Source organism: Apolloniradiicaulis salifontis (genome assembly GCF_053756655.1).
On the sequence record NZ_CM132387.1, the window covers coordinates 567393 to 594214 of the forward strand.

Below are 26822 nucleotides of genomic sequence, written 5' to 3' on the forward strand. Positions count from 1 at the left end.
GTCAGGCTTTGGTGACGGGTCTATGCAGGAGAAGTCCTCGAAGAAAGTGTCAAACAAAAAAATTTGTGCAACTGTCCAATTTGTTAGACACTCACCATGTTGATCCTATCGAGGCGCATTCATGACCCTAGCTTTTCCCTTCCCCGCGATCGTCGGGCAGGAGGAGATGAAACAAGCGCTTCTGATCGCATGCGTGGAACCGCGCGTGGGCGGCGTTCTGATTTTCGGCGACCGTGGCACGGCCAAATCCACCGCGGTGCGCGCGCTCGCCGGGCTGCTGCCCCCGATCGAGACGTTTGAGACCTGCCCCTACAACACCGCGCCGGGCGAGCCGGCCATCAATGGCGACGAGAAAGCCCGCGGTGCGCAGGTCACCAAGCCCACCCCGGTGGTGGATCTGCCGCTGGGCGTGACAGAGGACCGGGTTGTCGGCGCGCTGGACATTGAAAAGGCGCTGCGCCGCGGCGAGAAAGCGTTCGAGCCGGGCCTTCTGGCGCGGGCCAATCGCGGCTTTCTTTATATCGACGAGGTCAATCTTCTCGAAGATCATATCGTGGACCTGCTGCTGGACGTGGCGGCCACCGGCGAGAATGTCGTGGAGCGCGACGGGCTGAGCGTGCGCCACCCGGCGCGCTTTGTTCTGGTGGGCAGCGGCAATCCCGAGGAGGGCGAGCTGCGTCCGCAATTGCTGGATCGCTTCGGCCTGTCGGTGGAGGTGGCGACGCCCCGCGAGATCGATCAGCGCATCGAAGTGGTGCGCCGGCGCGATTCCTTTGAGCGCGATCCGCAGGCCTTCTGTGAAAAATGGGCGGAGGCCGGCGAAGAGATTCGCGGATCGATCGCCGCAGCCAAGAAACGCGTGGCCGGGCTGGACGCACCCGAGCCGGTTCTGCGCAAAGCCTCCGAGATCTGCCTCGCGCTGGGCGCAGACGGCCTCCGCGGTGAGCTGACCCTGATCCGCGCCGCGCGCGCCATGGCTGCGCTGGACACCACCGACGAGATCGAGATCAAACATCTGCGCGCCGTCGCCCCGTCGGTTCTGCGCCACAGGCTGCGGCGCGATCCGCTGGATGAAGCCGGCTCTTCGGCTCGCATCGAGCGCGGCCTTGAAGAAGCGTTCGCGGGGTGAGCGGGGACGCCGGCACTGTCGCCGATATGGGCGCCGATACGGGCTCCGATACAGGCGCTGATACCGGCGCTGAGACCGGGGAAAGCTGGGCGCAGGCGCGCCTGGCCGCGGCGCTGCTCGCCGTCGATCCGGGGCTGCGCGGCGTGGTGCTCACCGCGCGGGCCGGGCCGGCGCGCGACGCATGGCTGGAGTATTACAAATCGCTGGCCGACGAAGACGCGGTCTGGCGGCGCATCCCTGCGGCGGTGAATGACGAGGCGCTTCTGGGCGGCATCGATCTGGCCGCCACGCTGAAGACAGGACGCGCCGTGCGGCGCGCCGGCCTTCTGGACGAGATCAGAAACGGCGTCGGCGTTCTGGCCATGGCCGAGCGCGCAGACGCCGGCCTCGCGGCGCGTCTGGCTGCGGCGCTGGACGGCGAGCCGTCGCCGGTCATCATCGCCCTGGATGAAGCGGCGGACGCCGATGAAGGCGCTCCGGCCGCGCTTCGCGAGCGCCTCGCCTTTCACATTGATCTGTCCGGCGTCAGCCTTCGGGATATTGAGACCGCCGGCGAGGGCGTGACGCGCGAAGACGTGGCCATGGCGCGGGTGCGCCTGACCCATATCCTGAATAACGGCGCCGAGCGCGCCCTGACCCAGACCGCCGCGGTGCTGGGCGTGGACTCGCTGCGCCCGCCGCTGCTGGCGCTGCGCGTCGCGCGCGCCGCAGCCGCCCTTGAAGGCCTTGATGAGGTCAGCGACGCCGAGGCGGCGCTCGCCGCGCGCCTTGTGCTGGGGCCGCGCGCAACGCGCATGCCCCCCCAGGAAGAGCTGGAAGAAGAACAAGAGGCCGAACCGGACACGCCGCCAGAGCCTGAAGAGCCCGAAGAGCCCCAGGACGAGACGCCCGAAAGCGCCGAGCCGGAGGCCGACGACGACACCGATCCGGACGCCGACGACGCTGAAACGCCCGACGAGCTGACCGAAATCACCACCGAGGCCGCCAGGGCCGCGATCCCTGCCGGTCTTCTGGCGCGTCTGGAAGCCGGGCAGGGCGCCTCGAACGCCGGCGGCGCGGGCCGCGCGGGAGCCGTCCGCAAGGAAGCCACGCGCGGGCGGCCCGCCGGGTCCAGGCGCGGCGATCCGGGTGGCGGCAAGCGGCTGGACGTGCTTGCGACCCTTCGCGCCGCGGCGCCGTGGGGCAAGGTTCGCCGGCGCGGCCTGAAACGTCTGACAGGCGGACCGGCGCTGGAAGTGCGCCGTGAGGATTTCCGCGTGAAGCGGTTCAAGCAGAAAGCCGAGACGGTGACGATCTTCATCGTGGACGCCTCCGGCTCCCTGGCGTTGAGCCGGCTGGCCGAGGCCAAGGGTGCGGTGGAGCTGATGCTGGCGGAATCCTATGTGCGCCGCGATCAGGTCGCGCTGATCGCCTTTCGCGGACGCGGGGCGGAAACCCTGCTGCCGCCCACCCGCTCGCTGACCCGCGCCAAGCGCAGCCTCGCCGGCCTTCCCGGCGGCGGCGGCACACCGCTGGCGGCCGCCATCGCAGCCGCCGAGGCGCTGGCCCATTCGGCCGGACGCCAGGGTCGCAGCGTCTCGCTGATCTTCCTGACAGACGGCGCGGCCAATGTGACGCTTGAGGGCGTCGGAGGCCGCGAGGTGGCCATGGCCGAAGCGCGCGACGCGGCCCGCCGCCTGCGCGGCGCCGGCCACGCCTCCATCGTGGTGGACGTTTCCAAGCGCGGCGCCGAAGCGGCGCAGAGCGTCGCCAGGGACATGGCCGCGCGCTATGTGCGCCTGCCGGCCGCCAACACCGGCGCGCTGGTGGATATCGCCCGCAAGGCCGCCGCATGACGGCCGCGCGCATCCCCGCCGACTGGCCCCACCGCGCGGCCAGCCAGCAGGTTTCGGCCGGCGGGGTGAGCTGGCACGTCCAGCGCCTGGGCGCCGGCCCGGCGCTGCTTCTGATTCATGGCACCGGCGCCTCGACGCACTCTTTCAGGCACGTCGCCTCGCCGCTTGCAGACGATTTCGAGATCGTCATGGTCGATCTTCCAGGTCACGGCTTCACCGGCGCCATGGAGACCCCGACGCTTCCTGCAGTCGCTCAGGCGCTCGGCGCATTGCTGCGCCAGCTGGACATCGAACCGGCCGCCGCCGTGGGCCATTCGGCCGGGGCTGCGGTGATCCTGCGTATGGCGCTGGATGGTCACATGGCGCCCAAAGCTCTGATCGGGCTGTGCCCGGCGCTGCAGCCGTATGGCGGCGCGGCGGACGGGATCGCTTCCAAGGCGGTGAAGCTCGCTTTGCTCAATCCGCTGGCGCCGCGCCTGTTTTCCATGCGCGCCAGCCCGCGCCGCGTGGCGCGCCTGATCGCCAGGACCGGCTCTCATCTCGATGAGGAGGGGGTGGAGCTTTACACCCGCCTTCTAAAACGCCCCGCCCATGTGGCGGGCGCGCTGCGCCTCATGGCGAACTGGCGGCTGCGGCCTCTGCTGGATGATCTTGGCCGGCTGGATGCTCCGGTCACGCTGGTCACGGGCGCGCGCGACCGGGCCACCCCGCCCGACGGGGTGGAGGCGGCTGCGCGCTCCATCCGAGCACATACTTCCATCCGGCTCGCCGGGCTCGGACATTTGGCCCACGAGGAAGATCCCGCCGCTGTTTCGGATTTGATCCGCAGCGCCGTCTACGACGCCGGCGCTCTGGTCGCCGACACTAAAGCCGAGCCACGGCTCGCTGGAGGTTTTTGATGCCTGCGCTGCGGCTGCCCGCCGACCATCCCCACCGCGCCAGCCTCAGCGAGGAGGTGCACGCGCGCCCGCCGCAGCCGCTGGCCGCGCCCCTCAGCGCGTCTTACCTGGTGCTTTATACCGGCCCGGAACGGCGTGGGGCGGATCTCGCCGCCGTGGTTGATCTCGCCGCGCGGTTCAACGTCGCGGCGCCGGCGGAGGGCGCGACCCACTACTCGGCGCCGCTGGGTCCGGTGCGGGTGATCTGGGAGCGCCATACCGAATTTGCGCGCTACACGTTTATTCGCCAGAGCGTCGATGACGGCGCGCCGTTTGATAATCCGCCCATTTCCGAGGTGCCCGCCGACTGGCTTTCGGGCCTTCCTGGCGAGGTGATCTTCGCCGCTCACGCCTTGATGGTGACCGCGCCCGAGCAGGGCCCGGCGGTGGACGAAACCGCCAAGCGCCTGTTCGGCGGCGCCGAGCTTGTGGGCTCGAGGATCGCCGGCGGCGGCGTGGCGCTGACGAATTTCCGCAGCTATGCCGACGGCTTCAACCGCTTCCTTATTCGCAACCGGAACATGTCGCCTCTGCAGGCCGGCCGCGCCATGCGCAGCCTTCTTGAGATGGACACCTACCGGATGATGGCGCTTCTGGGCCTGCCGGTGGCGCGTGATCTGGGCCGGCTTCTGACCGAGCGCGAGCAGGATCTGGCGGCGGTCACGCGCGAAATGGCCGACGAAGTGCACGCCGACGAGAGCGCGCTTCTGGACCGGATGACCCGGCTGGAGGCCGATATCGAGCGGCGCCATTCCGAGCAGTATTACCGCTTCAGCGCGTCGGCGGCCTATTACGGCATCGTCCAGGCGCGCATCCGTGAACTGCGCGAGGAGCGGGTGGAGGGTCTGCAGACCTTCACCGAGTTCACCGAGCGCCGCCTGGCGCCGGCCATGAACACCGTGGAGGCGGTCTCCAAACGCCTTGAGTCCATGTCCGAGCACCTGGCGCGCGCGACCCAGCTTCTGTCCACCCGCGTCGCCCTGACCCAGGAGCGCCAGAGCCGCGAATTGCTGGAGGCCATGGCGAGCCGGGCCAAGCTTCAGCTGCGCCTGCAGCAGACGGTGGAAGGGCTCTCCATTGCGGCGATCACCTATTATGTCGTCGGCCTCATCGGCTATCTGGCCAAGGGCACCGAGGTTATGGGCCTGCCGCTGGATCCGGCGCTGACCATGGCGGTGTCCATCCCCATCGTCGCGATCGGCCTTGCTGTGGGCTTGAGCCGCGTGCGCCGTTCCATCGAAAAATCGGAGGGCTAGGTCATGGCCAGAGATGACGCATCCTTCGACCGGGACCATGAGCGGAACGATGGCGAGCGCCCCCACGCCGTGGTCATCGGCGCCGGGTTCGGCGGCCTGGCCGCCGCCGTGCGCCTGGGCGCGCGGGGCTACCGTGTCACAGTCCTTGAAAAGCTCGATGCGCCGGGCGGTCGGGCCTATGTGTTTCGCGAAGGCGGATATGTCTTCGACGCTGGACCCACCATCATCACCGCGCCGTTCCTGCTGGAGGAGCTCTGGACGCTCGCCGGCCGCCGGATCGAGGATGACATCAAGCTTGAAGAGATCGATCCGTTCTACGGCATCCGGTTTGACGACGGCACGGTCTTCCATTGTTCGCGCGACGCCGAGGCCATGCGCGCCGAAGTGGCCAAATTCTCACCCGAGGACGTGGCCGGCTATGAACGCTTCTTGCTGAAGAGCAAGCAGATCTTCGAGATCGGATTTGAAAAGCTCGGCCATGTGCCGTTCCACAAACTCACCGACATGGCGCGCATCGCGCCGGACCTGTTGCGCTTCTCCGGCCACCGCTCGGTTTATTCGCTGGTGTCGCAATATGTGAAGAACGAGAAGGTGCGCATCGCGCTCAGCTTCCACCCGCTTCTCATCGGCGGAAATCCGTTCTCGGCCAGCTCGATCTACTGCCTGATCTCCTATCTGGAACGCCAGTGGGGCGTGCATTTCGTCATGGGCGGCACCGGCGAGCTGGTGACCGGCCTCGCCCGCCTTATCGAGGGCCAGGGCGGGCAGGTGCGCTGCAATGTCGAGGTGGAGGAGATCACGGTCGAGGACGGAGCCGCCACGGGGGTTCGCCTTGCCGGCGGCGAATGCATCAAGGCCGATATCGTGGTCTCCAACGCCGAGACCGGCCACACCTACAAGCGCCTTCTGTCCAAGACCAGGCGCAAGCGCTGGACCGACGCCAAGGTGGAAAGCGCGCGCTATTCCATGAGCCTGTTCGTCTGGTATTTCGGCACGCGCCGGCGCTATGACGACGTGGATCACCACACCATCGTTCTGGGGCCGCGCTACAAGGGCCTGTTGGACGACATCTTCAAGCACAAGCGACTGGCCGAGGATTTCAGCCTTTATCTTCACCGCCCCACCGCCACCGACACCTCGCTGGCGCCGGACGGGTGCGACGCATTCTATGTGCTTTCTCCGGTACCCAATCTGGACAGCGGGACAGACTGGGAGGCCATGGCCGAGCCCTATCGTCAGGCGATCGAAAAACGCCTGGAAGAGACGCTTATGCCCGGCCTGAAGGACGCGGTGGAGGTGTCGCGCGTAATGACGCCGCTTGATTTTGAAGGCCGCCTGAACTCCACGCGCGGCGCAGCTTTCGGGCTGGAGCCGGTGCTCACCCAGAGCGCCTGGTTCCGCGCCCATAACCGAAGTGAAGACGTCAAGAATCTCTACCTAGTAGGCGCGGGAACCCATCCCGGCGCCGGCGTGCCCGGGGTGTTGTCCTCCGCGCGCGTGCTCGACAGCGTCGTACCTGATGCGAGGAAACATGTCTGAAACCTACGCCAGCCCCACAGATCTCGACGCTTGCCGCCGGGAAATTCGCACCGGGTCCAAGAGCTTTTTCGCGGCCTCGCTTCTCCTGCCGCCCACCGTGCGCCGCGAGGCCTACGCACTTTACGGCTTTTGCCGGCGCGCCGATGATGCGGTGGATCGCGGCGGATCTCCGGGCGCGGCCTGCGCCGATCTCGCCGCGCGCCTTGACGATATTTACGCGGGGCGTCCCGGTCCCGATCCGGTGGACCGCGCCTTCGCCGACCTGATCGAGGCGCGCGCGATTCCCAAAACGCTGCCCGCCGCGCTGATCGACGGGTTCGCCTGGGACGCCCACGGGCTTCGCTATGACACGATCTCCCAGCTGCGCGCCTACGCCGCGCGGGTGGCGGGATCGGTCGGGGCGATGATGGCGCTTGTCATGGGCGCGCGCTCGCCCGAAGCGCTGGCGCGCGCCAGCGATCTGGGCGTCGCCATGCAGCTGACCAATATCGCCCGCGATGTGGGCGAGGATGCGCGAAACGGCCGGCTCTATCTGCCGCGCACCTGGATGCGCGAGGCGCGCCTCGACCCGGAGGCCTTCCTGGCTGACCCGAAATTCTCGCCGGAGCTGGGGGCGGTGGTGAACCGCCTGCTCAACGAGGCCGACCGGCTTTATGAGCGCTCGCTCGCCGGCGTGGCGCTTCTGCCTTTGAGCTGCCGTCCGGCGATTCACGCCGCCGCGCGCATCTATCGCGAGATCGGCCGGGAGGCCCGGCGCGCCGGCTGCGACACCGTGAACGCGCGCGCCACCACCTCCACTTCGCGCAAGCTGTCGCTCGCGGCGGCGGGTCTGGTGGACGCCGTGGTGAGGGGCGGGGTGTCCGGCGAGCCGGCGCTCATGGAGACCCGCTTTCTGGTGCACGCCGCGCCGCCCGTCCCCGAAACGCCGCGCGAGCCGGCCTTCTGGCGGGTGGACGAGCACTGGGGCCGCATGATCGACATCCTCCATGATCTTGAGATGCGCGAGCGTACAGGCGGGGCGAGTCTGTCGCGAAGCGGGCGTGGCTGATGCGGGCGTATCTCCCGCTCGTCTTTGAGGTGCTGCTCGCCGCAGTGGTGATCGGCTGGGGCGTGCGCGAACTGATTCTGCTCAATCGGGACAAGACGGACGAAACGTCTGACAGCGCAACGCCGGATAAAGACAAGGGCGAGCTCGGCTGAACAGGCCGTCTTCTGACGCATTCTCCTGATCGCGGGCCGGGCACGGCCTCCCTCGCCACGCTGACGCTTGAGCGCTATGGTGGAGCGGCGTCGTCCGGCGCCCGCGCCGACCTATATGGATCAGGCGAGGTGACGCCACCGAACACGAGGCCCCCATGACCGACGCGCCGCTCTGGACGCTCCTGCCCTTCATCGGCCTGGTGTTTCTCGCCTCCCTGACGGGGGCGATGTTCCGTCCGGGCCAGTGGTACAAGGATCTGGACAAGCCAAGCTGGACGCCGCCGGACTTTGTGTTTCCCATCGCCTGGGGGCTTTTATACGTTCTGATCGCCTATTCCGCATGGCGGGTCTGGGATGTCGCCGGTGTCGGCCCGGCGGTGGCGATCTGGGGGGTGCAACTGGTGCTCAACGCCGGCTGGTCGGCGGTGTTCTTCGGACTGAAACGCCCTGGCCTTGCGCTGGCCGAGGTCAGCGCTCTGTGGATCTCCATAGCGGCCACAATCTACGCCTTCGCTCAGGTTGACGTGCTCGCCGCCTGGCTGCTGGCGCCCTATCTTGCGTGGGCGAGTTTCGCCGGCGTGCTTAACGGCGACATCGTCCGCAGGCGCGCGAGGACGGCATGAGCGATCTTCTGTTCGGCATCGAGATGTTGCTGATTTTCGGCGGGGTTCTGGCCTTCGCGGTGTGGGAGCTGGTCAAGCTCAACCGCGATGAAAAGCGCGAAAAGCGCCGCGACGCTGAAGCCGACGAGTAGGGTGCGCGTCTGGAAAGCCCGTCTAGAAAGCCTGTCTAGAAAGCTCTGGGCATTCGAAACGGCAGGAGGCACTTCACCCAGCCGGAGGAGAAGCGCTTCAGGTCGAGGCTTTCGTGCATGAACAGGCGGCGCCCGCCCAACAGCTCGGTCTCCACCAGAGAGCGTGAATAGAAGGGCGTGTCCTCCAGCGTCTTCACAACGCGCGCATCGCCGTCGGAGCGGGTCTCCCGCGCGACGCCCCACCCTACATTCGGCAGGGGGCGCACCGGCGGTCCATCGAACCGTTGAGCCTTACCGGCTGCGTTGATGCGCAGCGCCAGCGAGTGCTCGCGCCCGTCCGGCCAGATCGAATCGTAGACAATCGCCGCCCCGTCCTCCAATGGCGCCCGCGCCCAGTTCCAGGAGCGGAAGGCGCGCTCCAGCGGTTCGCTCCCCGCGTTCATGTCCACATAGCCGTCGCCGCGAAATTTCAGATCGGGGCTCTTGAAGTGCGCCTCCACCCGCGCGCGCGGCCAGACCGGGCGCCAGACATGGCGGCCGTCTTCATCCAGGGTGAAGGTTTCGCTCTGCTCGGCCTCGGGGCGGATCACCACGCGTCCGCGCACCGGGCGGGGCAGGGGCGCGCCATGTTCCTCGATATCGTAGATCAGCGCGCCGTCTTCAAAGCGGACACGGCTGGGACCGAGTTCCAGCATGTTTGCAGAGGCCGCCACCGCGCCGGCGCGCCGCTCGGTCATGGCCCAGCGCGTCACGCCGGGCCCGTAAAGGCAGACATTGAGCGCGCAATGATCCAGCGGGGTCTTGCGTCCCGCCCAGGCGTAATAAGGCGAGAACACGCTGCCGATCAGCGCGATCAGGACGAGGCTGAAGCGTCCGTCGTCGCTGATGGCGTCGGCGTAGACCCACCGATACCCGCCGGGCGAAACCGCGGCGTCGAAGCCAAATCGGCCAAGATCGAGCGCGCCGCCGTGCGGCCCGACAGCATCGAGGTTGGGACGCCCGGCCCCGGATGGGCCGCGCCGCCCGCCAGATACAGACCCGGCAGCCTTGTGCGCGCGCCCGGTCTTTGAAACGCGGCTCGCCAGCCATGCAGGGCGCGCCCGTACAGCGCGCCGCCGGACCCTGGAAAGCGCGCCGCGAACCCGTCCGGGGCGGTGGCGCGCACCGCATCCAGCGACAGGGTCAGCCCGCAAGCCTTCAACCGATCGATCGTTCGTGCGAGCCATGTCTCGGTCTCCTGGGGCGGGTAGGGGCGGGCGTCGCCGTCGGGCGGGGCGTTGAGAAGAATCAGAAAGCGTTCCGGTCCCGGCGGGGGCGGCCCGGCGCCGCGATCCTGGGCGCAGATATAGATCGTCGGGTCATCGGCCATCCGCCCCTCACCAAAGAGGGCCTGAAACTCGGCGCGGTAGTCGCGCGAGAAAAAGACATTGTGGCGATCAAGATCAAAGCCGGAGGCGCGCCCCGTGGCGGTCCAGACGAGCGCCGAAAGCGCGCGCGGCCCGGCGGCGGGCGGCGGGGCGCCGGCCGCGGCCTCACCCAGCATGCCTGCTCTCAAAGCGTCGGGATCGGCGTTGGCGAGCACCGCGCGGGCGCGCAGGGTCTCGCCGGTTTCAAGGCGCACACCGGCGGCGCGGCCACCGTCCACGATGATTTGCGCCACCGTCTCGCCATAACGGATTTCCACGCCCAGCAATGCGGCGAGGTTGGCCATGGCGTCGGCCAGACGCGTCATGCCGCCGTCCACAAACCAGACGCCCTGCTGCTCCAGATCGGCGATCATCATCAAGGTGGCCGGCGCTTCAAACGGCGAAGATCCGCAATAGGTGGCGTAGCGCCCGAACAGCTGGCGCAGGCGCGGGTCGGGAAAATAATCGCCCAGCGCGTCCCAGAGCGATGAGAACGGCCGAAGCGCGAACAGCCCGGCCGGATTTCGGCGCAGGATGCGCGCCACCAGCTCCGGCATGGCGGGGCGGGAATCCAGAAGAAAGCTGTCCTCCAGCGCGGCGTAGAGACGCCGTCCGTCCCGGACAAACCGCTCAAAGCCGCGCGCCTGGGCCGCGCCGGAAAACCGCCCGACCTCGTCGACCGAGCGGGCGGGATCGGCGTGAAGGTCAAAGCGGCTCTGCCCGTCCCAGGCGTGGCGGGCCAGCCGGTCGGCGCGGGTCAGGGCGACATGATCGTCAAGGCTGGCGCCGGCGTCGGCGAAGAGCTGCTCGAACGCCCGGCGCAGGGTGAGCACGGTGGGCCCGGCGTCCACGGCCGCGCCCTCCACGTCCAGCGTGCGCATCTTGCCGCCGGGCGCGCCGGCGCGCTCGATCAGGGTGACGGGGACACCGCGGGCGGCCAGATCAATGGCGGCGGAAAGCCCGCCCATGCCCGCGCCCACGACGATGACGCGGTCGTCTGTATCGGCCGATCCGGACGCGCGCGTCATTGACAGGCCTGAAAAGAGTGTCCAATCTTCATGACAATAAAAGTGACAGGAAAACTGGACACCGGCAACCGTCGAGGAGGGCGCCATGGAGGCTGGAGCACGCATCGAGGCTGAGCTGCGCGCCGCCGTCGCACGGGCCGCCGCACAGGGCTGTCCGCCGAAATTCGCCGCCGCGCTGGAGCACGCCGTGTTTTCCGGCGGGGCGCGGGTCCGCCCCCAGCTTTGCCTTGCGGTAGCGGGCGCCTGCGGCGATCCAGATCCGGCGCTTTCAAGCGCGGCGGCCGCCGCCATCGAGCTGATCCATTGCGCCTCTCTGGTCCATGATGATCTGCCCGCCTTCGACGCCGCCGAGCAGCGCCGGGGCAAGGCCTCCGTGCACGCCGCCTTTGGCGAGCCGCTGGCGATTCTCGCCGGCGACGCGCTGATCGTTCTGGCGTTTGAAACGCTGGCGCGGGCCGGGGCGGCGACGCCGACGCGTCTGCCGGCGCTGACCACGCTGATCGCACGCGCCGTGGGCGCGCCCAATGGAATCGCGGCCGGTCAGGCCTGGGAAAGCGAGCCCACCGTGGACGTCGCCACCTATCACCGCGCCAAGACGGGCGCGCTGTTTGTGGGCGCCACAATGGCCGGGGCCGTGGCCGCAGGATCGGATCCGCGGCCCTGGACTGTGCTGGGCGAAAAGATCGGCGAGGCCTATCAGGTCGCCGACGACCTGCTGGACGCCGCCGGCGGCGCCGAGGCTGGAAAGCCGGTGGGCCGTGACGCGGCGCTGGGCCGGCCGAGCTGCGCCCTGTCTCTCGGGACGCAAGGCGCGGTGGCCAGGCTGAAGGACCTGGTGGCCGAAGCCGCTGCGTCGGTGCCCGATTGCGACGGCGCGGACATGCTGCGCGCCCTTGTCAGCGCCCAGGCCAAGCGCCTGGTGCCGAAAAATCTCGCCGTCCACGCAGCCTGAGACTGACCGCATGGGCTTGGGGGCCGCTCTTGGAGATTTGAGAAACCGGGTCGTCGCAGATCCCGGCTTTCGCCGTTTCGCCAAGGGGTTTCCCCTCACCCGCGCAAAGGCGCGCGGCGAGGCGCGCGCCCTGTTCGATCTCATGGCGGGCTTTGTCTATTCCCAGACTTTGCTGGCCTGCGTCGAGATCTCCCTGTTTGAATTTCTCAAAACCGGGCCGAAAAGCCTCGATGAGATCGCCGCCCAGTCCGGCCTGCCGCGGGCCGGCGCCGAACGCCTGGCGCGGGCGGCGGCTTCGCTGAACCTTCTGGAGGCGCGCTCAGGAGAGCGCTACGCCCTGGGCGGGCTGGGCGCGGCCATGGTGGGCGATGCGGGCCTGGCCGCCATGACCGAACATCACCGGCTCCTCTACAAAGACCTCGCCGATCCGCTGGCGCTGCTACGCGGGGAAACCGACGGCGCGCTTGCAGGATTCTGGGGCTATGGCCGCGAGGCGGTCGATTCGGGGCGACCCGACGCCTATTCCGCGCTCATGGCCGCGACCCTTCCCATGGTGGCCGATGAAATTTTCGCCGCCTGCGATCTTCGCCGCCACGCCCGTGTCCTCGATGTGGGCGGCGGCGAAGGCGCTTTCCTCACTGAAGTCGCCCGGCGGGCGCCACGCCTTGAGCTGTCGCTGTTTGACCTGCCGCCGGTGGCCGAACGCGCCAGGCTGCGTCTGGCCGAGGCCGGCCTGTCCAAGCGCGCGGTGGTCCATGGCGGCAGCTTCGTCACCGATTCCCTTCCGGGCGGCGCCGATCTCATCACCCTGGTGCGAATCCTTCACGACCATGGCGACGAGGAGGTCATGGGCCTGCTGCGCGCCTGCCGCGAATCGATCGCGCCGGGCGGGACCTTGCTGGTGGCCGAGCCCATGGCCGGCGCACGCGGCGCGGAGCCCATGGGGGAGGCGTATTTTGGATTCTATCTGATGGCCATGGGCCGTGGCCGCCCGCGCAGCGCAGAGCGCCTAAAAGCCATGTTGAGCGAGGCGGGCTTCACCGGGGCCAGGCTTCACAAATCTCGCATGCCATTGATCGCAAACATTTTAACCGCTTTTCCGGATGAATCCGTAAATCAGAATTGACTACTCAATGTGTCAATGTAGACTGACATGTGACGTATTGTTAATCGGCTCTAACGCCTCGGGAGATGACATTGGACGCGCTGGCCGTCGTACTTGAAGAGCCCCGGCGCATCGCGCTGAACCGGCTGGCGATCGACGCCGCGGGGGACAAGGACGTGGTGGTCGAGATCGCGTGGTCCGGTGTCAGCACCGGCACCGAGCGGCTTCTCTGGTCGGGTACGATGCCGGTTTTCCCCGGCATGGGTTATCCGCTTGTGCCCGGCTATGAATCCATCGGCCGGGTGGTGCAGGCGGGCTCCGCTTCAGGCCGGTCTGAAGGCGACTGGGTCTTCGTGCCCGGCGCCAGCTGCTACGGCGAAGTGCGCGGCCTGTTCGGCGGGTCGGCCTCGCGGGTCACGCTGGCCGGCGCCCGGGTCATTCCCGTTGACGAAAATCTCGGCGCCCAGGGCGTTTTGATGGCGCTGGCCGCCACCGCCTATCACGCCATGGCGCCGGGCTATGCCGCGCCGGACCTCATCGTGGGTCACGGCGCCCTCGGCCGCTTGCTGGCGCGCATCGCCGTCGCCGCGGGCGGGCCGGTCCCCACGGTCTGGGAGATCAATCCCGACCGCATGGACGGCGCGCAAGGCTATGAGGTGGTGCGGCCCGAAGACGACGCCCGCCGCGACTACAAGGCGATCTACGACGTCAGCGGCGATTCCTCGCTGCTGGATTCGCTGGTGGGCCGCCTGAGCAAGGGCGGCGAGATCGTCCTCGCCGGCTTCTACGCCGAGCGCCTCAGCTTCAATTTCGTCCCCGCCTTCATGAAGGAAAGCCGCTTTCGTATCGCGGCGGAATTCAACCCGGCCGATCTGGCCGGTGTCGGAGACATGATCCGCGGCGGCGCAGTTTCGCTGGACGGATTGATCACACACCAAAGCGCGCCCGCCGATGCAGGCGAGGCTTACCACACCGCGTTTTCCGACGCGGGCTGCCTGAAAATGATTCTGGACTGGAGCATCCAATGATGGACGGCGATTTCAAGCGCGAGAACGGTTCGGGGAATTCCAACGCGGATGCGTTGCGCCACGAAGCCTCGATCGAGCCCGATCCTGTGCACACCGGCCCGGTGAAGAAAGAGACCCAGGTCATCGCGATTTACGGCAAGGGCGGGATCGGCAAATCCTTCACCCTGTCCAATCTCAGCTACATGATGGCCCAGCTGGGCAAGAAAGTGCTGTTGATCGGCTGCGACCCCAAGAGCGACACCACCTCGCTCCTGTTCGGCGGGCGCGCCTGTCCCACCATCATCGACACGTCTTCCAAGAAGAAGGCCGCCGGCGAATCTGTTGCGATCGGCGATGTCTGCTTCAAGCGTGACGGCGTCTACGCGATGGAGCTGGGCGGGCCCGAGGTCGGCCGCGGCTGCGGCGGACGCGGGATCATTCACGGCTTCGAGCTGCTGGAGAGCCTGGGTTTTCACGAGTGGGATTTCGACTATGTCCTGCTGGACTTCCTGGGCGACGTGGTGTGCGGCGGTTTCGGCCTGCCGATCGCCCGCGACATGTGCCAGAAGGTGATCGTGGTCGGGTCCAACGACCTGCAATCGCTCTACGTGGCCAACAATGTCTGCTCGGCGGTGGAGTATTTCCGCAAGCTGGGCGGCAATGTCGGCGTGGCCGGCATGGTCATCAACAAAGATGACGGCACCGGCGAGGCCGCGGCCTTCGCCGAACAGGTCGGCATTCCGGTTCTGGCCGCGATCCCCGCCGACGACGACATCCGCAAGAAGAGCGCCAATTACGAGATCATCGGCAAGCCGGGCTCGCCCTGGGCGCCGCTGTTCGAAGAGCTCGGCATCAATGTCGCCGAGTCGCTTCCGGTTCAACCGACCCCGCTGGATCAGGACGGGCTTCTGGCTCTGTTCGAGTCCCAGGAGGGCGAAGGCTTCACCATGACGCCCGCCACCGCGGCCGACATGGCCGGCGTGAACCATGTGGAAAAGCCCTCCCTCGAAGTCATCTACGACGAAGTTTGAGGGGCGACGCATGGCCAAGCGGACAATCACACTCCTGAAGACCCGCCCCGGCGGCGATGCGAGCCTGGAGGCCGCGCCGAAAGCGGCGCCGGTCGAGGCTCCCGCCCAAGACGCGGGCATTGAAGCGACGGCCGCCGAGATTCAGGCCCAGCCTGCGCCGGACGAGGGTGCGGGCTGCCATTCCGGTGCGGAGAAGATGCGCGCCCAGGCCGAAGCTGCGGGCAATTCGGAACTGCTCGAGAAATTCGAGAAAGACTATCCCAAAGGGCCGCACGACCAGCCGCAATCCATGTGCCCGGCCTTCGGCTCGCTGCGCGTGGGCCTGCGCATGCGGCGCACCGCGACGATCCTCTCCGGCTCGGCCTGCTGCGTCTACGGCCTCACCTTCACCTCGCACTTCTATGGCGCGCGCCGCACGGTCGGGTATGTCCCGTTCAATTCGGAGACACTGGTCACCGGCAAGCTGTTCGAAGACATCCGCGATGCGGTCTATGACATCGCCGATCCGGACAATTACGACGCCGTGGTGATCACCAATCTTTGCGTGCCCACCGCGTCGGGCGTGCCGCTTCGGCTGCTGCCCAAGGAAATCAACGGCGTGCGCATCATCGGCATCGACGTGCCGGGATTCGGCGTGCCGACCCACGCCGAGGCCAAGGACGTTCTGGCCGGCGCCATGCTCAACTACGCCCGCACCGAAGCCGAGCTCGGCCCGGTGCAGGCGCCCGACCGGGCGCGGGACGAGCGCCCCGCCGTGGCGCTTCTGGGTGAGATGTTCCCGGTTGATCCGGTCGTCATCGGGCGCCTGCTGGATCCCATGGGTCTGGCCGCCGGACCGGTGGTCCCCACCCGTGAATGGCGCGAGCTTTACGCCGCGCTGGACAGCCAGGTCGTGGGCGCGATCCACCCCTTCTACACCGCGTCGGTGCGTGAGTTTAAAGCCGCCGGCCGCGCGGTCGTCGGATCGGCGCCCGTGGGCCGCGACGGCACCGCCGCCTGGCTTGAAGCGATCGGTGCGGCGGCGAACGTTTCCCGCGACAAGATCGACGCCGCCAAGCAGGCCGTCCTGCCCGCTATCGAAGCTGCGCTGGCCGCAAAACCCATCAAGGGCCGCATCACGCTTTCGGGCTATGAAGGCTCCGAGCTGATCGTGGCGCGACTCTTGATCGAGAGCGGCGCCGATGTGCGCTATGTGGGCACCGCTTGTCCCAAGACGCCGTGGTCGGCCGACGACCTTGAATGGCTGGAGGCCAAGGGCGTCCAGGTGCGCTTCCGCGCTTCGCTGGAGCAGGATCTTGCTGCGGTTGAAGAGTACAAGCCTGATCTCGCCATCGGCACGACCCCGGTGGTCCAGAAGGTCAAGGAGGCTGGAACGCCCGGCCTCTACTTCACCAATCTGATCTCCGCGCGCCCGCTCATGGGCGCCGCCGGCGCGGGCTCGCTCGCCGACGTGGTCAACGCCGCGATGGGCTCCAAGCACCGCTTCGACACCATGCGCGACTTCTTTGAAGGCGTCGGCGCCGGCCATACGGCCGGGGTCTGGGAAAACACGCCCGAAGACGTGCGCACCTTCCGCATGAAAGAGCGCCGCAAGCACATGACCGCTGAGCAGGCGCGCGAAAAAGCAATTGAGGCGCCGACAGGATGCTAGTGCTCGATCACGACAGAGCCGGTGGATACTGGGGCGCGGTGTATGTCTTCACCGCGATCAAGGGTTTGCAGGTGATCATCGACGGTCCGGTGGGGTGTGAAAACCTGCCGGTGACTTCGGTGCTCCACTACACCGACGCCCTGCCGCCCCACGAACTTCCCATCGTCGTCACCGGGCTTGGTGAAGATGAGATGGGCTCGGGCACCGAAAACGCCATGAAGCGCGCCCATGCGGCGCTGGAATCCGATCTGCCCGCCGTGGTGGTCACCGGCTCCATCGCCGAGATGATCGGCGGCGGCGTGACGCCCGAAGGCCTGAACATTCACCGCTTCCTGCCGCGCACGATCGACGAGGATCAGTGGCAGAGCGCGGATCGCGCATTGCTGTGGCTGTGGAGCGAGTACGGCGCCAAGCACGGCAAGCGGCCCAAGGCCCGGCCCCGCAAGGACGGCGACAAGCCGCGGGTGAACATCATCGGCCCGGCCTACGGCATGTTCAACATGCCCTCCGATCTGGCCGAGATCCGCCGTCTGGTGGAAGGCATGGGCGCCGAGGTGAACATGGTCTGCCCGCTGGGCGCGCACCTGGCCAACATGCCCCGCCTTGTGGACGCCGACGTGAATATCTGCATGTACCGCGAGTATGGCCGGCTGCTCTGTGAAGCGCTGGACATGCCCTATCTGCAGGCGCCGATCGGGCTGCATTCCACCACCAAATTCCTGCGCAAGCTGGGCGAGCTCACCGGCCTCGACGCCGAGCCGTTCATCGATCGCGAGCGCCACACCACTATCAAGCCGCTCTGGGACCTGTGGCGGTCGGTGACCCAGGATTTCTTCGGCACCGCCAGCTTCGGCGTAGTGGCGAACGAGACCTACGCCCGCGGGCTAAAGAATTTCCTCGCCGAGGAGATGGGCCTGCCGTGCACCTTCTCCGTCTCGCGCATTCCCGGCGCCAAGACCGACAATGCGGCGGTGCGCAAGGCGATTCGCGACACGCCGCCCTTCATCCTGTTCGGCAGCTTTAATGAGCGCATGTACATGGCCGAGGCCGGCGCGCGGGGGATGTACATTCCCGCCTCCTTCCCCGGCGCGGTGATCCGGCGTCACACCGGAACCCCGTTCATGGGTTATTCGGGCGCCACCTATATCGTGCAGGAGACGTGCAACGCCCTGTTCGACGCGCTCTTCCACATCCTGCCGCTGGGCACCGAAATGGACAGTGCGCCGGCGACGCCGGCTCGCCTCGAGCGCGAGCTGGCCTGGGACGACACCGCGCGCGAGACTCTGGACGCCATGGTGGACAAGGCGCCGGTGCTCACCCGCATCTCGACCGCGAAAAACCTGCGTGACGCCGCCGAGGCGCGTGCGCGCGCCGCCGGCGCGCGCCGGGTCAACGCCGCCCATGTCTCGGGCGCGAAGGCCTCTCTTCTGGAAGGGCAGGACGCGTGAGCGCGGCCGCCATTTCCACCCCCCTTTCCGATCCGGCTTCGCCGGACCGGGAAGCCGCCGGGACGGCTCGCCGCCCCGGCTTCACCCGCTGCGGCGTCGTCGCAGCGCTCAATGGAGTAAAGTCTCATGACTGAAATGAGAGACTCAATGTCCGGACTTACGGACAACGAGGCGAAGGAGTTCCACAAGATCTTCGTCTCGAGTTTCATCGGCTTCACGGCCATCGCAGTCGTCGCCCACATCCTGGTGTGGCTGTGGCGTCCCTGGATCGGATAGGAGGACAACATCATGTGGAAAGTCTGGCTACTATTCGATCCGCGTCGGGTGCTTATCGCGCTCTTTGCGTTTCTGTTCACTCTCGCGATCCTGATCCATTTCGTCCTGCTCTCTTCTGACAGGTACAACTGGATCGACGGTGCGGCAGGCGGTGGCGCTAGCGCCTCCATCATGTCTCAGTCGGTCGAGGTTTAATCAACCGATTGGCTTGAACCGCCGTCTTTTACGGGCGGCGAACCGGACGCCGAAGTGCGATTCGGTCAATCCTGACGGCCGTACAGCGGGGCCGGGCGCATTGCGCCCGGCGCCGCCCGGGCGACCGATAACGGAGATAGTGCAATGGCATTATTGAGTTACGAGCGCAAATATCGGGTCCGCGGCGGAACGCTGATCGGCGGAGATCTCTTTGATTTCTGGATTGGTCCGTTCTTCGTCGGGTTCTTCGGTGTGACGACGCTCTTCTTTTCCATCCTGGGGACCGCGCTCATCTTTTTCGCCGCTTCGCTCGGCGATACGTGGAACCCGTGGCTGATCGATATTCAGCCGCCTGCTCTTGAATACGGCCTCGCTCTTGCGCCCATGCGCGAAGGCGGCCTCTGGCAGATCATCACGATCTGTGCGGTCGGCGCCTTTGTTTCCTGGGCCCTGCGTGAGGTGGAAATCTGCCGCAAGCTGGGCATCGGCTATCACGTCCCCGTCGCCTTCGGGGTCGCGATCTTCGCCTTTGTGACGCTGAACGTGTTCCGGCCGATGCTGCTGGGCGCCTGGGGCGAAGGCTTCCCCTACGGCATCATGAGTCACCTCGATTGGGTTTCGAACGTGGGCTACGCCTACGTGAACTTCCACTACAACCCGGCCCACATGATCGCGGTGAGCTTCTTCTTCATCACCTGTTTCGCGCTGGCGCTGCACGGGGCTCTGGTCCTGTCGGCCACCAATCCCGGCAAGGGCAATACGGTGAAGACGCCTGACCACGAAGACACCTTCTTCCGTGACGTCATGGGCTATTCGATCGGCCCGCTCGGGATCCACCGCCTGGGCCTCTTCCTCGCCCTGTCGGCCGGTTTCTGGAGTGCGGTCTGCATCATCATCTCAGGCCCCTGGATCCGGTCCTGGCCGGACTGGTGGAATTGGTGGCGTGAGCTGCCGATCTGGAGCTGAGCGGAGAAAAGATCATGACAACTTATCAGAACATCTTCACTCAGGTTCAGGTCCGCGGACCCGTCGAGATGGGCGTAGACGTCCCGTCCAGCGTCGAGCCGCGCACCTTCAAGGGCGGCTTCAACTACCTGCTGGGCAAGATCGGCAACGCCCAGATCGGGCCGATCTATCTGGGCTTCACCGGTGTGCTCGCAATCTTCTTCGGCTTCATCGCCATCGAGATCATCGGCTTCAACATGCTGGCCCAGGTGGACTGGAACCCGATCGCGTTCCTGCGTGAGTTCTTCTGGCTCTCGCTGGATCCGCCGGCGCCGGAATACGGCTTCAGTCCCTTCGTCCCCCTTGATGAAGGTGGCTGGTGGATCTGGGCGGGCTTCTTCCTGACCGCCTCCATCATCCTGTGGTGGGTGCGCACCTATCGTCGGGCCATCCAGCTCGGCATGGGCACGCACGTGGCCTGGGCCTTCGCATCGGCCATCTGGCTCTATCTGGTGCTGGGCTTCATCCGTCCGATGATGATGGGCAGCTGGGCCGAGGCGGTGCCGTTCGGCATCTTCCCGCACCTGGACTGGACCAATAACTTCTCGCTGCTCTACGGGAATCTTTTCTACAACCCGTTCCACATGCTCTCGATCGCATTCCTCTACGGCTCGGCGCTTCTGTTCGCCATGCACGGGGCGACGATCCTGTCTGTGGGCCGTTTCGGCGGCGACCGGGAGATCGAACAGATCACCGACCGGGGCACCGCAACCGAGCGGGCCGGCCTGTTCTGGCGCTGGACCATGGGCTTCAACGCCACCATGGAATCCATCCACCGCTGGGCCTGGTGGTTCGCCGTGCTCACCACCTTCACCGGCGGGATCGGGATCCTGATCACCGGCACCGTGGTGGACAACTGGTACCTCTGGGCCAGTGAAAACGGGATCGCGCGGCCGCTCTAAGGGCGCCGCCGATCACCGGGCTTACACCCGGCGATTCAAAACACTCCGGGCGGCCGCTCTTTGCGCCGCCCGGATTTTTTTGTGTCTGATTGAGGGGCGGCGGCTCCCGGCGGAAGACGCTCATCGCCCGCGGCCCGCGGCCCGCTGGTTCGCCCGGGACGCTTAGGTCGCGCTTTGGTTCTGTGGACCTGTCCAGCGACGAGCGATCACCTGGGCTTAGCGTCGGCGAGGGCGCGGCGCACGCATCCGGGCGTCGTCTGTCTGATGGTCATGAAGCGGGGTGGGCGCAGAGCGCTCAGCCGGCCAGAGCCAGGGCGTCCCAGCGATCGAGATAGATGCGCAGCCAGGGCGTGAAGCGCTCCGGAGCCGCCCCGGCTTCGCCGGCGAGCGCCTCGCGGTTCACCCAGCGCACCTCGCACACCTCGTCAGGATTGAGATCAAACTTTAGCTCGCTGCGATCCACACGGGCGCGGAACATGCGCACGCGCTCATGCTCGATCAGCCCTCCGCCCACATCGGCGCGATAGGTGGTCTCGCCAAATTCGGTGAGGTCCAGATCAAGGCCGAGTTCTTCGCGCAAACGGCGGCGCGCGCCGGCCGGCGCGTCCTCACCCCAGTCGGGGTGGGTGCAGCAGGCGTTCGCCCACTGGCCGGGACAGTGATACTTCGCCGCCGCGCGGCGCTGCAGCAGCATGTCCTCGCCGTCAAAAATGAAGACCGAAACCGCGTCATGAAGAAGCCCGCGGCGGTGCGCCTCGAGCTTGTCCACGGGAAAGCGTCCGCCGTCAGGGCCTATGGCCGGAATGACGCGGTCGTCGGCTCGCGCGTTCAAGCGACGGCGAATTGGCGGTTTAGGGCGCATTGCGACCAGATTTCCGACAGAGCGAACACCAGGCGATCGATATCCCCGTCGGTGTGAACCGGCGAGGGCGTGATGCGCAGCCGCTCGGTCCCTTTGGGCACCGTGGGATAGTTGATGGGCTGCACATATATGCCGTGCGTGTCCATGAGCCAGTCGCTGATGCGCTTGCACTTCATGGGATCGCCCACCATCACCGGAACGATATGGCTCGGATTTTCAAGCGTCGGAATGCCCATCTCGGCCAGGCGCGCGCGTACGACGCGCACATTGCGGCGCTGGCGCTGGCGCTCCATCTCGGAGGCTTTGAGATGGCGCACCGCCGCCAGGGCGCCGGCGGCGACGGCCGGGGGCAGGGCGGTGGTGAAGATGAAGCCCGAGGAGAACGACCGGATGAAATCGCACAGCGCCGTGGAGGCGGCGATATATCCGCCGAGCACGCCATAGGCCTTGCCCAGCGTGCCTTCGATCACGGTGATGCGGTCCATCAGGCCTTCGCGCTCGGCGACGCCGCCGCCGCGCGGCCCGTACAGGCCGACGCCGTGGACTTCATCAAGATAGGTCATGGCGTTGTGGCGCTCGGCCACTTCGCAAATCTCGGCGATGGGGGCGATGTCGCCGTCCATGGAGTAGACCGATTCAAAGGCCACCAGCTTGGGCGCGTCTGGATCGAGCGCGCGCAGGCGCCGGTCGAGATCTTCGGGATCATTATGGGCGAAGAGGTGCTTCTCGGCGCGCGAATGGCGGATGCCCTCGATCATCGAGGCGTGGTTCAGCGCGTCCGACATGACGATGCAGCCGGGGATCCGGGCCGCAAGCGTGCCGAGCGCCGCCCAGTTGGAGACATAGCCTGAAGTGAACAGCAGCGCTGACTCCTTGGCGTGGAGATCGGCGAGCTCGCGTTCAAGCAGCACGTGATAGTGATTGGTGCCGGAGATGTTGCGGGTGCCGCCCGCGCCCGCGCCGCAGCGGTCGAGCGCTTCGTGCATCGCATCCAGCACCACCGAGTGCTGGCCCATGCCCAGATAATCGTTGGAGCACCAGACCGTGACGTCGGTTTCGGTCTCGCCGTCATAGCGCTTGGCGGCGGGAAACGCGCCTTTGCGCCGTTCCAGTTCTGCAAAGACCCTGTAATTGCCTTCTTGCTTGAGGCTGGACAGTTGATCTTCGAAAAACGCTTCGAAATTCATGGGACAACCCTCCCCTAGAGGTCCGGTGTGCGGCGCGGATCCCGAGCCGGCAAAAGCCAACGCCACAGCGCCGCGTCAGGAAGCGGCAGGGCGAGAAACAGATGTTCGAGCGCGCCCAGGGCGGCCAGCGCCCCCAGTAGGGCGAACGCCGAAGCGGCGAAGGGCGTGTCGGCCGTGGCCGCGCCCCAGAATAAAAAGGCTGCAAGCGTCGTGATCGCTGTGGTGGTGACCACAAAGAACAACCCGGCCGGGCGCGGGCTGAAATAGCTGCGCAAGTGCGCCAGGCGCGCCGGCAGGAATTCGTCAGTAAAATGCTGCGTGCCGACGAAGAGATTGAACTTTGAGCTCAGGCGCAGGGCGAAAAGCAGCGAGAAGAGCTGCAGGGCCACGGCGTTCTGGGCGCCAAGGCTCATAGCGCCCAGCACAAGCACCGTCGCCGCCAGGGCCAGCTCATGGTGCATGAGCGTGGCCGCTGCGGCGCGAAAGCGCGGCCAGCCGGTCAGGCCGGCCGGGCAGGGCCTGGAGTTGGGGCCGGTGATGAAGCCGAACAGGAAGCTCATCTCGTGCCAGCCCCACAAGGTCAGGGCCGCGATCGCACCGGCATAGGCGCCCATGGGCGTCGTCACATCGCGCAGCAGCCACACGCCCGCGAAGGCGATGACGGCGAACACGCTCACGACCGCCATGGCCACATAACGCGCCCGCTGGCTGCGTTCGCCCAGCATCAGGATGGCGCCGGTGGAGCTCCACCAGAGCACCAGCATGGCGAGGATGGGTGCGATCAGGTCCATGGCCCGGCGCTTACCAGGCCGGCTGCAGGCGCACGTCGGCCGGAGCCTCGTTACGCAGGGTGGGCATGAAATAGAGGCTCGCAAAGACGCCGGCGGCTTGAACGCCGCAGACGCTGCGTTTGAGAGCGCCCATGATCCCGCCTTCTTCCTTGGCGGCCCACATGCGGTCCATGACCTTGCGCATGGTTTCAAGCCGGGCGCGGAACTTGGGATTGTCGGTGTCCAGAAGGATCGGGAACACCTGCTTGGTGATTTCGCTGGTGATCTGGAACACCTGATAATCATACTCGGTGGGATCGAGGCCCAGGGCCTTGTGGAAGTGCGGCCGGGCGTGATCGCGCACATACATGGTGGAGTAGATGGCCACCAGGAAGAACTTGATCCACAGCGTGTTCGTGCCGCGCAGAAGCTCGGGATTGGCGCGCATGATCAGCGCAAAAGCCTCGCCGTGCTTGAACTCGTCATTACACCATTCCTTGAACCAGGAAAAAATCGGGTGGAACCGCTTGTCGGGATGGCGCTCGAGATGGCGGTAGATGGAGATGTAGCGCGCATAGCCGATCTTTTCCGACAGATAGGTCGCGTAGAAGATGAACTTGGGCTTGAAGAAGGTGTATTTCTTGGTCTTGGTCAGGAAGCCCAGATCGACACCGATGCCGTAGTCTTTCAGGCAGGTGTTGATGAAGCCGGCGTGCCGGGATTCGTCGCGCGCCATGTATTTGAACAGCTTGCGGGTGTCGGGGTTCTTGGTGTTCTTGACGATCTCGCCATAGAGGACGCAGCCGGAAAACTCCGCCGTCAGCGAGCTCACCAGAAAGTCCACGAACTCCTTGCGCAGCTCTTCAGGCAGGCTCATCAGCGCGTCGTCGAACGCTTCTGTGCGCTTGAAGTGACCCTTGTTGGGATCGGATTCCAGATCCGCGATGAGCTGGTCCCATTCGGCGCGCACCGGCTCCACGTTCAGCGCGTCCATTTCGGCGAAATTGGTGGTGTAGAAGCGCGGGCTCAGCATCGTGGTTTCTTGAGCCATCTTCGTGGATTCGTTGGGCTCGCGAAACGCCTTCGCCGCGGCGGTTTCCTTGACGTGAGCGTTCATAGCTTCCTCCCAGCTGAAAAGCTGACTTCGTAGAGTTCCGTGATTTCGAGGCTGGCCAGGAACTTCGTCCACTGGCGCGAAAGCCATCCCGCGCGCATCACCGTGGCGATGCGGCTATAGGAGGCCGACTCCCCGAATTCCACATGAATGGCCGAGCCGTGCACGCGCACCTTGTCGCCGGGATAGATCGGGACCTCTCCCTCAAGCGAGACATGGGCGTGCAGGTGTTCATTGGTGTGTTCGATCTCGATCGTGCAGGGCACGTCGAAGCGTCTGGGGCCGGTGCGGCTCATGCGCCCGCCGCCTGGGCCTGGGCGCCGATCAGGCCCTCTTCAAGATCAAGGATCTCGCCGAACGCGCTTGAATTGTCCGGGCCGAACGCGCCCAGAAAAATGTCGATGCCGGTGGCCTGGTCCACGAGCCAGAGCTGTCCGTCGCTCAGGCGCGACAACTCCACGGGCTCTTCCGGTCCAAGACCGCGCATGCGGCGCTGGCGCGCGACGCCGCGCATCACCGAGCGTACGAAAACGCCTTCGTTCTCGCCATACTCAGCCAGGCGCACGCCGGTCTCGGCGTCGAACACCGCGACGAAGCCGTCGGGCTCGTCGGTGAAGAAGAGCTGGGCGCTGGCGACGGTCTCGCCCTGGGGCTCATAGCGATCCGGGCCCCCGGTGAGCTGCACGGCGGCTGTTAGGAGCACTGTGACGGCGAGAAGGGCGATGGCGCCCTTCACAGCGCGTTGGTGGATGATTTCCTGCGTGCTCACGCTCATGGTCTTGGTTCCTGTTCTCTAGCCGTGGGCCATCGCGGCGCGGCCGGGCATGGCCTCGCCGCGCGGGGCGTCGACGTCTTGGGCTGCGATGCGGGTCTTGGGCTGGCCGGCTTTCTCCGCCAGCGCGCCGGCGAGGACTTCAGCCGCCTGGGCCGCGTCAGGCACGCCGCGCAGCATCGGCTGGGCGCGCATCACACTCCAGGGGCGCACATGGGGCCACAGGGGCAGATAGCCCGCCTGATTCTGGCCGGTGAGCTGGAGCGGGATGTCGCCGTCGCCGCCCTTGCGGGTGCGCAGGGACGCCGAGCCGATCACATTGAAGGGGATGTTGATCGATTTCGGCAGGGCCACGCCGGCCCGGATCACCACACGCGCATCGGTCACGGTGTAGATGGTCGAGCGCGCGATCAGCCAGGAGAAGAGGCACAAGAGACCCAGCGCAGTCAGGCCCAGGCCGGCGACCATGCCGACGCTGGTGGCGAGTTCCAGCGCACCGTCCGGCGCCGCGACGGCGCCCTTCCACACGGCGAGGCCGACGAAATAGATCGACACGGCGCGCACGTGAAAGACATGCATGGCCAGCGATTTCCAGTCCGGCGCGCCGCGCCAGAGGATGCGTTCGCCGGGGGGAAGGTCCTCGGGCAGGCCGGGGATGGATTCAGGCTTCATTTTTTCAAGATCACACATCAGATCCAGGGCTCCGCTCTGTCGGGCGTGGCGTAGAGCATGCCGCCCGCGTAATAGGCGCTGATCCGGTCTTCCTCGAGGCGGGTGACCTGATCAGGCGACGCGTGTGCGGGCACGCCGGCGAAATGGGTGGAGAGGATGGAGTTGACGTGCGCCTTGCGCGTCTTGCCCTTGATGTTGGTGAAGGCGTAGGGCAGCAGCACCTTGCGGGCGCCGTCGGTCAACTCGATCTCGTAATAGCGCACCAGCGCCTCGGCGCGGTCCACCCAGATCTCGCTGATCACGCCGGCCGGCTTGCCGTCATCGCCCAGCACTTCCATGCCGCGCGGATCGGCGTCGCCCTTGGCCACGTCGAAGCCGTCCAGAAGGCGCATGGGCACGATTTTCGGCACGCCCTCATGGGTCAGGTCCGGCTTGTCCTGGCGCATGGTGTAGGCGCCCGGGCCCACACCGGCCGTCATGGGATCGCCCACCGGCTCGGACGGCGCGCCCGGCCACACGGCCAGCCGCTTCATCTTGTCATTGGCCGGGTCCCGGCGCCCGTCGGGCTTCAGGGCCACTTCGCCATCGCCCAGATCCATACGTTTCTGGGTCGGATACCAGAGTGCGCCCGGCTCCTCGAGCTGGCCGCCTGTATCGGTCTCAAGAGGATAGCCTTCACGGCGATCCTCACGGCGTAGATAAAAAACCAGCGCGATGAAGAACCCGACGAACGCTATGAACAAAAGCGTTGCGAAGTCCAACGAACCGACGATCTGACCACCTTCCAT

At 66.6% G+C, this 26822-nt stretch carries 29 protein-coding genes; 19 read left to right on the plus strand and 10 right to left on the minus strand.

The features are described from left to right. Positions 1 to 121: 121 nt before the first annotated feature. The 9 genes from bchI (at position 122) to ACWCOP_RS02720 (ending at position 8651) form a co-directional block, all read left to right on the plus strand. Positions 122 to 1129: a magnesium chelatase ATPase subunit I gene (gene bchI, locus ACWCOP_RS02680; protein ID WP_478249688.1), complete on the plus strand. Its 1008-nt coding sequence runs from the start codon at positions 122 to 124 to the stop codon at positions 1127 to 1129. After that, positions 1126 to 2964, plus strand: coding sequence for a magnesium chelatase subunit D (locus ACWCOP_RS02685; RefSeq protein WP_478249689.1), 1839 nt, complete (start codon positions 1126 to 1128; stop codon positions 2962 to 2964). Before bchI ends, ACWCOP_RS02685 begins: the two co-directional genes overlap by 4 nt. Then, positions 2961 to 3863, plus strand: a complete 903-nt coding sequence (gene bchO, locus ACWCOP_RS02690; protein WP_478249690.1) for an alpha/beta fold hydrolase BchO — start codon at positions 2961 to 2963, stop codon at positions 3861 to 3863. The genes ACWCOP_RS02685 and bchO overlap by 4 nt, the downstream gene beginning before the upstream one ends. After that, positions 3863 to 5158, plus strand: a complete 1296-nt coding sequence (locus ACWCOP_RS02695) for a DUF3422 family protein (protein WP_478249691.1) — start codon at positions 3863 to 3865, stop codon at positions 5156 to 5158. Before bchO ends, ACWCOP_RS02695 begins: the two co-directional genes overlap by 1 nt. Before the next feature lie 3 nt (positions 5159 to 5161). Next, the gene (locus ACWCOP_RS02700) at positions 5162 to 6697 is read left to right on the plus strand and encodes a phytoene desaturase (protein ID WP_478249692.1); all 1536 of its coding nucleotides are present in this window, start codon (positions 5162 to 5164) and stop codon (positions 6695 to 6697) included. Next, on the plus strand, positions 6690 to 7745 hold the full coding sequence (locus ACWCOP_RS02705) for a phytoene/squalene synthase family protein (RefSeq protein ID WP_478249693.1): 1056 nt from the start codon (positions 6690 to 6692) through the stop codon (positions 7743 to 7745). Before ACWCOP_RS02700 ends, ACWCOP_RS02705 begins: the two co-directional genes overlap by 8 nt. Continuing rightward, complete coding sequence (locus ACWCOP_RS02710) at positions 7745 to 7897, plus strand: hypothetical protein (RefSeq protein WP_478249694.1); 153 nt, start codon at positions 7745 to 7747, stop codon at positions 7895 to 7897. Before ACWCOP_RS02705 ends, ACWCOP_RS02710 begins: the two co-directional genes overlap by 1 nt. A gap of 155 nt (positions 7898 to 8052) precedes the next feature. Further along, positions 8053 to 8520: a TspO/MBR family protein gene (locus ACWCOP_RS02715; RefSeq protein WP_478249695.1), complete on the plus strand. Its 468-nt coding sequence runs from the start codon at positions 8053 to 8055 to the stop codon at positions 8518 to 8520. Beyond that, positions 8517 to 8651, plus strand: coding sequence for a hypothetical protein (locus tag ACWCOP_RS02720; RefSeq protein WP_478249696.1), 135 nt, complete (start codon positions 8517 to 8519; stop codon positions 8649 to 8651). Before ACWCOP_RS02715 ends, ACWCOP_RS02720 begins: the two co-directional genes overlap by 4 nt. 35 nt (positions 8652 to 8686) lie before the next feature. On the opposite strand, the gene ACWCOP_RS02725 is transcribed toward ACWCOP_RS02720, so the two are convergent. Both ACWCOP_RS02725 and crtD read right to left on the minus strand, forming a co-directional pair. Beyond that, positions 8687 to 9487 carry a hydratase gene (locus ACWCOP_RS02725; RefSeq protein ID WP_478249697.1) on the minus strand — a complete coding sequence of 267 codons (801 nt, stop codon included), beginning with the start codon at positions 9485 to 9487 and terminating at the stop codon, positions 8687 to 8689. A 17-nt stretch (positions 9488 to 9504) separates the two neighbouring features. Further along, positions 9505 to 11085: a 1-hydroxycarotenoid 3,4-desaturase CrtD gene (gene crtD / locus ACWCOP_RS02730; protein ID WP_478249698.1), complete on the minus strand. Its 1581-nt coding sequence runs from the start codon at positions 11083 to 11085 to the stop codon at positions 9505 to 9507. 85 nt (positions 11086 to 11170) lie between these two features. Between crtD and ACWCOP_RS02735 the strand changes: the two genes are divergently transcribed. From ACWCOP_RS02735 to pufM, 10 genes are all read left to right on the plus strand, one after another. Then, positions 11171 to 12037, plus strand: coding sequence for a polyprenyl synthetase family protein (locus ACWCOP_RS02735; protein ID WP_478249699.1), 867 nt, complete (start codon positions 11171 to 11173; stop codon positions 12035 to 12037). A gap of 10 nt (positions 12038 to 12047) precedes the next feature. Then, positions 12048 to 13163, plus strand: a complete 1116-nt coding sequence (locus tag ACWCOP_RS02740; RefSeq protein ID WP_478249700.1) for a methyltransferase — start codon at positions 12048 to 12050, stop codon at positions 13161 to 13163. A 71-nt stretch (positions 13164 to 13234) separates the two neighbouring features. Then, positions 13235 to 14170, plus strand: a complete 936-nt coding sequence (gene bchC, locus ACWCOP_RS02745; RefSeq protein ID WP_478249701.1) for a chlorophyll synthesis pathway protein BchC — start codon at positions 13235 to 13237, stop codon at positions 14168 to 14170. Then, positions 14167 to 15180 carry a chlorophyllide a reductase iron protein subunit X gene (locus ACWCOP_RS02750; protein WP_478249702.1) on the plus strand — a complete coding sequence of 338 codons (1014 nt, stop codon included), beginning with the start codon at positions 14167 to 14169 and terminating at the stop codon, positions 15178 to 15180. The genes bchC and ACWCOP_RS02750 overlap by 4 nt, the downstream gene beginning before the upstream one ends. Before the next feature lie 10 nt (positions 15181 to 15190). Beyond that, a complete protein-coding gene (bchY, locus tag ACWCOP_RS02755; protein WP_478249703.1) occupies positions 15191 to 16831 on the plus strand; it encodes a chlorophyllide a reductase subunit Y in 1641 nt (546 codons plus the stop codon). After that, the gene (gene bchZ, locus ACWCOP_RS02760; protein WP_478249704.1) at positions 16825 to 18279 is read left to right on the plus strand and encodes a chlorophyllide a reductase subunit Z; all 1455 of its coding nucleotides are present in this window, start codon (positions 16825 to 16827) and stop codon (positions 18277 to 18279) included. Before bchY ends, bchZ begins: the two co-directional genes overlap by 7 nt. Positions 18280 to 18405: 126 nt before the next feature. Beyond that, on the plus strand, positions 18406 to 18555 hold the full coding sequence (gene pufB, locus ACWCOP_RS02765; protein WP_478249705.1) for a light-harvesting antenna LH1, beta subunit: 150 nt from the start codon (positions 18406 to 18408) through the stop codon (positions 18553 to 18555). Between the two features lie 12 nt (positions 18556 to 18567). Beyond that, on the plus strand, positions 18568 to 18750 hold the full coding sequence (pufA, locus tag ACWCOP_RS02770) for a light-harvesting antenna LH1, alpha subunit (protein ID WP_478249706.1): 183 nt from the start codon (positions 18568 to 18570) through the stop codon (positions 18748 to 18750). 144 nt (positions 18751 to 18894) lie between these two features. Continuing rightward, entirely contained in the window at positions 18895 to 19716 is an 822-nt protein-coding gene (gene pufL, locus ACWCOP_RS02775) for a photosynthetic reaction center subunit L (protein WP_478249707.1), read from the plus strand. A gap of 14 nt (positions 19717 to 19730) precedes the next feature. Then, positions 19731 to 20657, plus strand: a complete 927-nt coding sequence (gene pufM / locus ACWCOP_RS02780) for a photosynthetic reaction center subunit M (RefSeq protein WP_478249708.1) — start codon at positions 19731 to 19733, stop codon at positions 20655 to 20657. 295 nt (positions 20658 to 20952) lie between these two features. Here pufM and idi read toward each other — a convergent pair whose 3' ends face one another. From idi to puhA, 8 genes are read right to left on the minus strand one after another with little or no spacing between them, the layout of a single operon-like run. Further along, positions 20953 to 21489, minus strand: coding sequence for an isopentenyl-diphosphate Delta-isomerase (gene idi / locus ACWCOP_RS02785; RefSeq protein WP_478249709.1), 537 nt, complete (start codon positions 21487 to 21489; stop codon positions 20953 to 20955). Beyond that, positions 21486 to 22706, minus strand: coding sequence for a 5-aminolevulinate synthase (gene hemA, locus ACWCOP_RS02790; protein WP_478249710.1), 1221 nt, complete (start codon positions 22704 to 22706; stop codon positions 21486 to 21488). Before hemA ends, idi begins: the two co-directional genes overlap by 4 nt. Positions 22707 to 22720: 14 nt before the next feature. Then, positions 22721 to 23497: a putative photosynthetic complex assembly protein PuhE gene (gene puhE, locus ACWCOP_RS02795; protein WP_478249711.1), complete on the minus strand. Its 777-nt coding sequence runs from the start codon at positions 23495 to 23497 to the stop codon at positions 22721 to 22723. A gap of 10 nt (positions 23498 to 23507) precedes the next feature. Further along, complete coding sequence (gene acsF / locus ACWCOP_RS02800) at positions 23508 to 24593, minus strand: magnesium-protoporphyrin IX monomethyl ester (oxidative) cyclase (RefSeq protein ID WP_478249712.1); 1086 nt, start codon at positions 24591 to 24593, stop codon at positions 23508 to 23510. Continuing rightward, on the minus strand, positions 24590 to 24886 hold the full coding sequence (locus tag ACWCOP_RS02805; RefSeq protein ID WP_478249713.1) for a hypothetical protein: 297 nt from the start codon (positions 24884 to 24886) through the stop codon (positions 24590 to 24592). Before ACWCOP_RS02805 ends, acsF begins: the two co-directional genes overlap by 4 nt. Then, a complete protein-coding gene (puhC, locus tag ACWCOP_RS02810; protein WP_478249714.1) occupies positions 24883 to 25365 on the minus strand; it encodes a photosynthetic complex assembly protein PuhC in 483 nt (160 codons plus the stop codon). Before puhC ends, ACWCOP_RS02805 begins: the two co-directional genes overlap by 4 nt. A gap of 18 nt (positions 25366 to 25383) precedes the next feature. Beyond that, positions 25384 to 26052: a photosynthetic complex putative assembly protein PuhB gene (gene puhB, locus ACWCOP_RS02815; protein WP_478249715.1), complete on the minus strand. Its 669-nt coding sequence runs from the start codon at positions 26050 to 26052 to the stop codon at positions 25384 to 25386. Then, on the minus strand, positions 26052 to 26822 hold the full coding sequence (gene puhA, locus ACWCOP_RS02820; RefSeq protein WP_478249716.1) for a photosynthetic reaction center subunit H: 771 nt from the start codon (positions 26820 to 26822) through the stop codon (positions 26052 to 26054). Before puhA ends, puhB begins: the two co-directional genes overlap by 1 nt.

What these genes read in the sequence shown, in the direction of transcription:
- bchI (WP_478249688.1), top strand. Translation starts at nt 122, where the DNA reads ATGACCCTAGCTTTTCCCTTCCCCGCGATCGTCGGGCAGGAGGAGATG.
- bchO (WP_478249690.1), top strand. Translation starts at nt 2,961, where the DNA reads ATGACGGCCGCGCGCATCCCCGCCGACTGGCCCCACCGCGCGGCCAGC.
- ACWCOP_RS02695 (WP_478249691.1), top strand. Translation starts at nt 3,863, where the DNA reads ATGCCTGCGCTGCGGCTGCCCGCCGACCATCCCCACCGCGCCAGCCTC.
- ACWCOP_RS02700 (WP_478249692.1), top strand. Translation starts at nt 5,162, where the DNA reads ATGGCCAGAGATGACGCATCCTTCGACCGGGACCATGAGCGGAACGAT.
- ACWCOP_RS02705 (WP_478249693.1), top strand. Translation starts at nt 6,690, where the DNA reads ATGTCTGAAACCTACGCCAGCCCCACAGATCTCGACGCTTGCCGCCGG.
- ACWCOP_RS02710 (WP_478249694.1), top strand. Translation starts at nt 7,745, where the DNA reads ATGCGGGCGTATCTCCCGCTCGTCTTTGAGGTGCTGCTCGCCGCAGTG.
- ACWCOP_RS02715 (WP_478249695.1), top strand. Translation starts at nt 8,053, where the DNA reads ATGACCGACGCGCCGCTCTGGACGCTCCTGCCCTTCATCGGCCTGGTG.
- ACWCOP_RS02720 (WP_478249696.1), top strand. Translation starts at nt 8,517, where the DNA reads ATGAGCGATCTTCTGTTCGGCATCGAGATGTTGCTGATTTTCGGCGGG.
- crtD (WP_478249698.1), bottom strand. Translation starts at nt 11,085, where the DNA reads ATGACGCGCGCGTCCGGATCGGCCGATACAGACGACCGCGTCATCGTC.
- ACWCOP_RS02735 (WP_478249699.1), top strand. Translation starts at nt 11,171, where the DNA reads ATGGAGGCTGGAGCACGCATCGAGGCTGAGCTGCGCGCCGCCGTCGCA.
- ACWCOP_RS02740 (WP_478249700.1), top strand. Translation starts at nt 12,048, where the DNA reads ATGGGCTTGGGGGCCGCTCTTGGAGATTTGAGAAACCGGGTCGTCGCA.
- ACWCOP_RS02750 (WP_478249702.1), top strand. Translation starts at nt 14,167, where the DNA reads ATGATGGACGGCGATTTCAAGCGCGAGAACGGTTCGGGGAATTCCAAC.
- bchY (WP_478249703.1), top strand. Translation starts at nt 15,191, where the DNA reads ATGGCCAAGCGGACAATCACACTCCTGAAGACCCGCCCCGGCGGCGAT.
- bchZ (WP_478249704.1), top strand. Translation starts at nt 16,825, where the DNA reads ATGCTAGTGCTCGATCACGACAGAGCCGGTGGATACTGGGGCGCGGTG.
- pufB (WP_478249705.1), top strand. Translation starts at nt 18,406, where the DNA reads ATGACTGAAATGAGAGACTCAATGTCCGGACTTACGGACAACGAGGCG.
- pufA (WP_478249706.1), top strand. Translation starts at nt 18,568, where the DNA reads ATGTGGAAAGTCTGGCTACTATTCGATCCGCGTCGGGTGCTTATCGCG.
- pufL (WP_478249707.1), top strand. Translation starts at nt 18,895, where the DNA reads ATGGCATTATTGAGTTACGAGCGCAAATATCGGGTCCGCGGCGGAACG.
- pufM (WP_478249708.1), top strand. Translation starts at nt 19,731, where the DNA reads ATGACAACTTATCAGAACATCTTCACTCAGGTTCAGGTCCGCGGACCC.
- hemA (WP_478249710.1), bottom strand. Translation starts at nt 22,706, where the DNA reads ATGAATTTCGAAGCGTTTTTCGAAGATCAACTGTCCAGCCTCAAGCAA.
- puhE (WP_478249711.1), bottom strand. Translation starts at nt 23,497, where the DNA reads ATGGACCTGATCGCACCCATCCTCGCCATGCTGGTGCTCTGGTGGAGC.
- acsF (WP_478249712.1), bottom strand. Translation starts at nt 24,593, where the DNA reads ATGAACGCTCACGTCAAGGAAACCGCCGCGGCGAAGGCGTTTCGCGAG.
- ACWCOP_RS02805 (WP_478249713.1), bottom strand. Translation starts at nt 24,886, where the DNA reads ATGAGCCGCACCGGCCCCAGACGCTTCGACGTGCCCTGCACGATCGAG.
- puhC (WP_478249714.1), bottom strand. Translation starts at nt 25,365, where the DNA reads ATGAGCGTGAGCACGCAGGAAATCATCCACCAACGCGCTGTGAAGGGC.
- puhB (WP_478249715.1), bottom strand. Translation starts at nt 26,052, where the DNA reads ATGTGTGATCTTGAAAAAATGAAGCCTGAATCCATCCCCGGCCTGCCC.
- puhA (WP_478249716.1), bottom strand. Translation starts at nt 26,822, where the DNA reads ATGGAAGGTGGTCAGATCGTCGGTTCGTTGGACTTCGCAACGCTTTTG.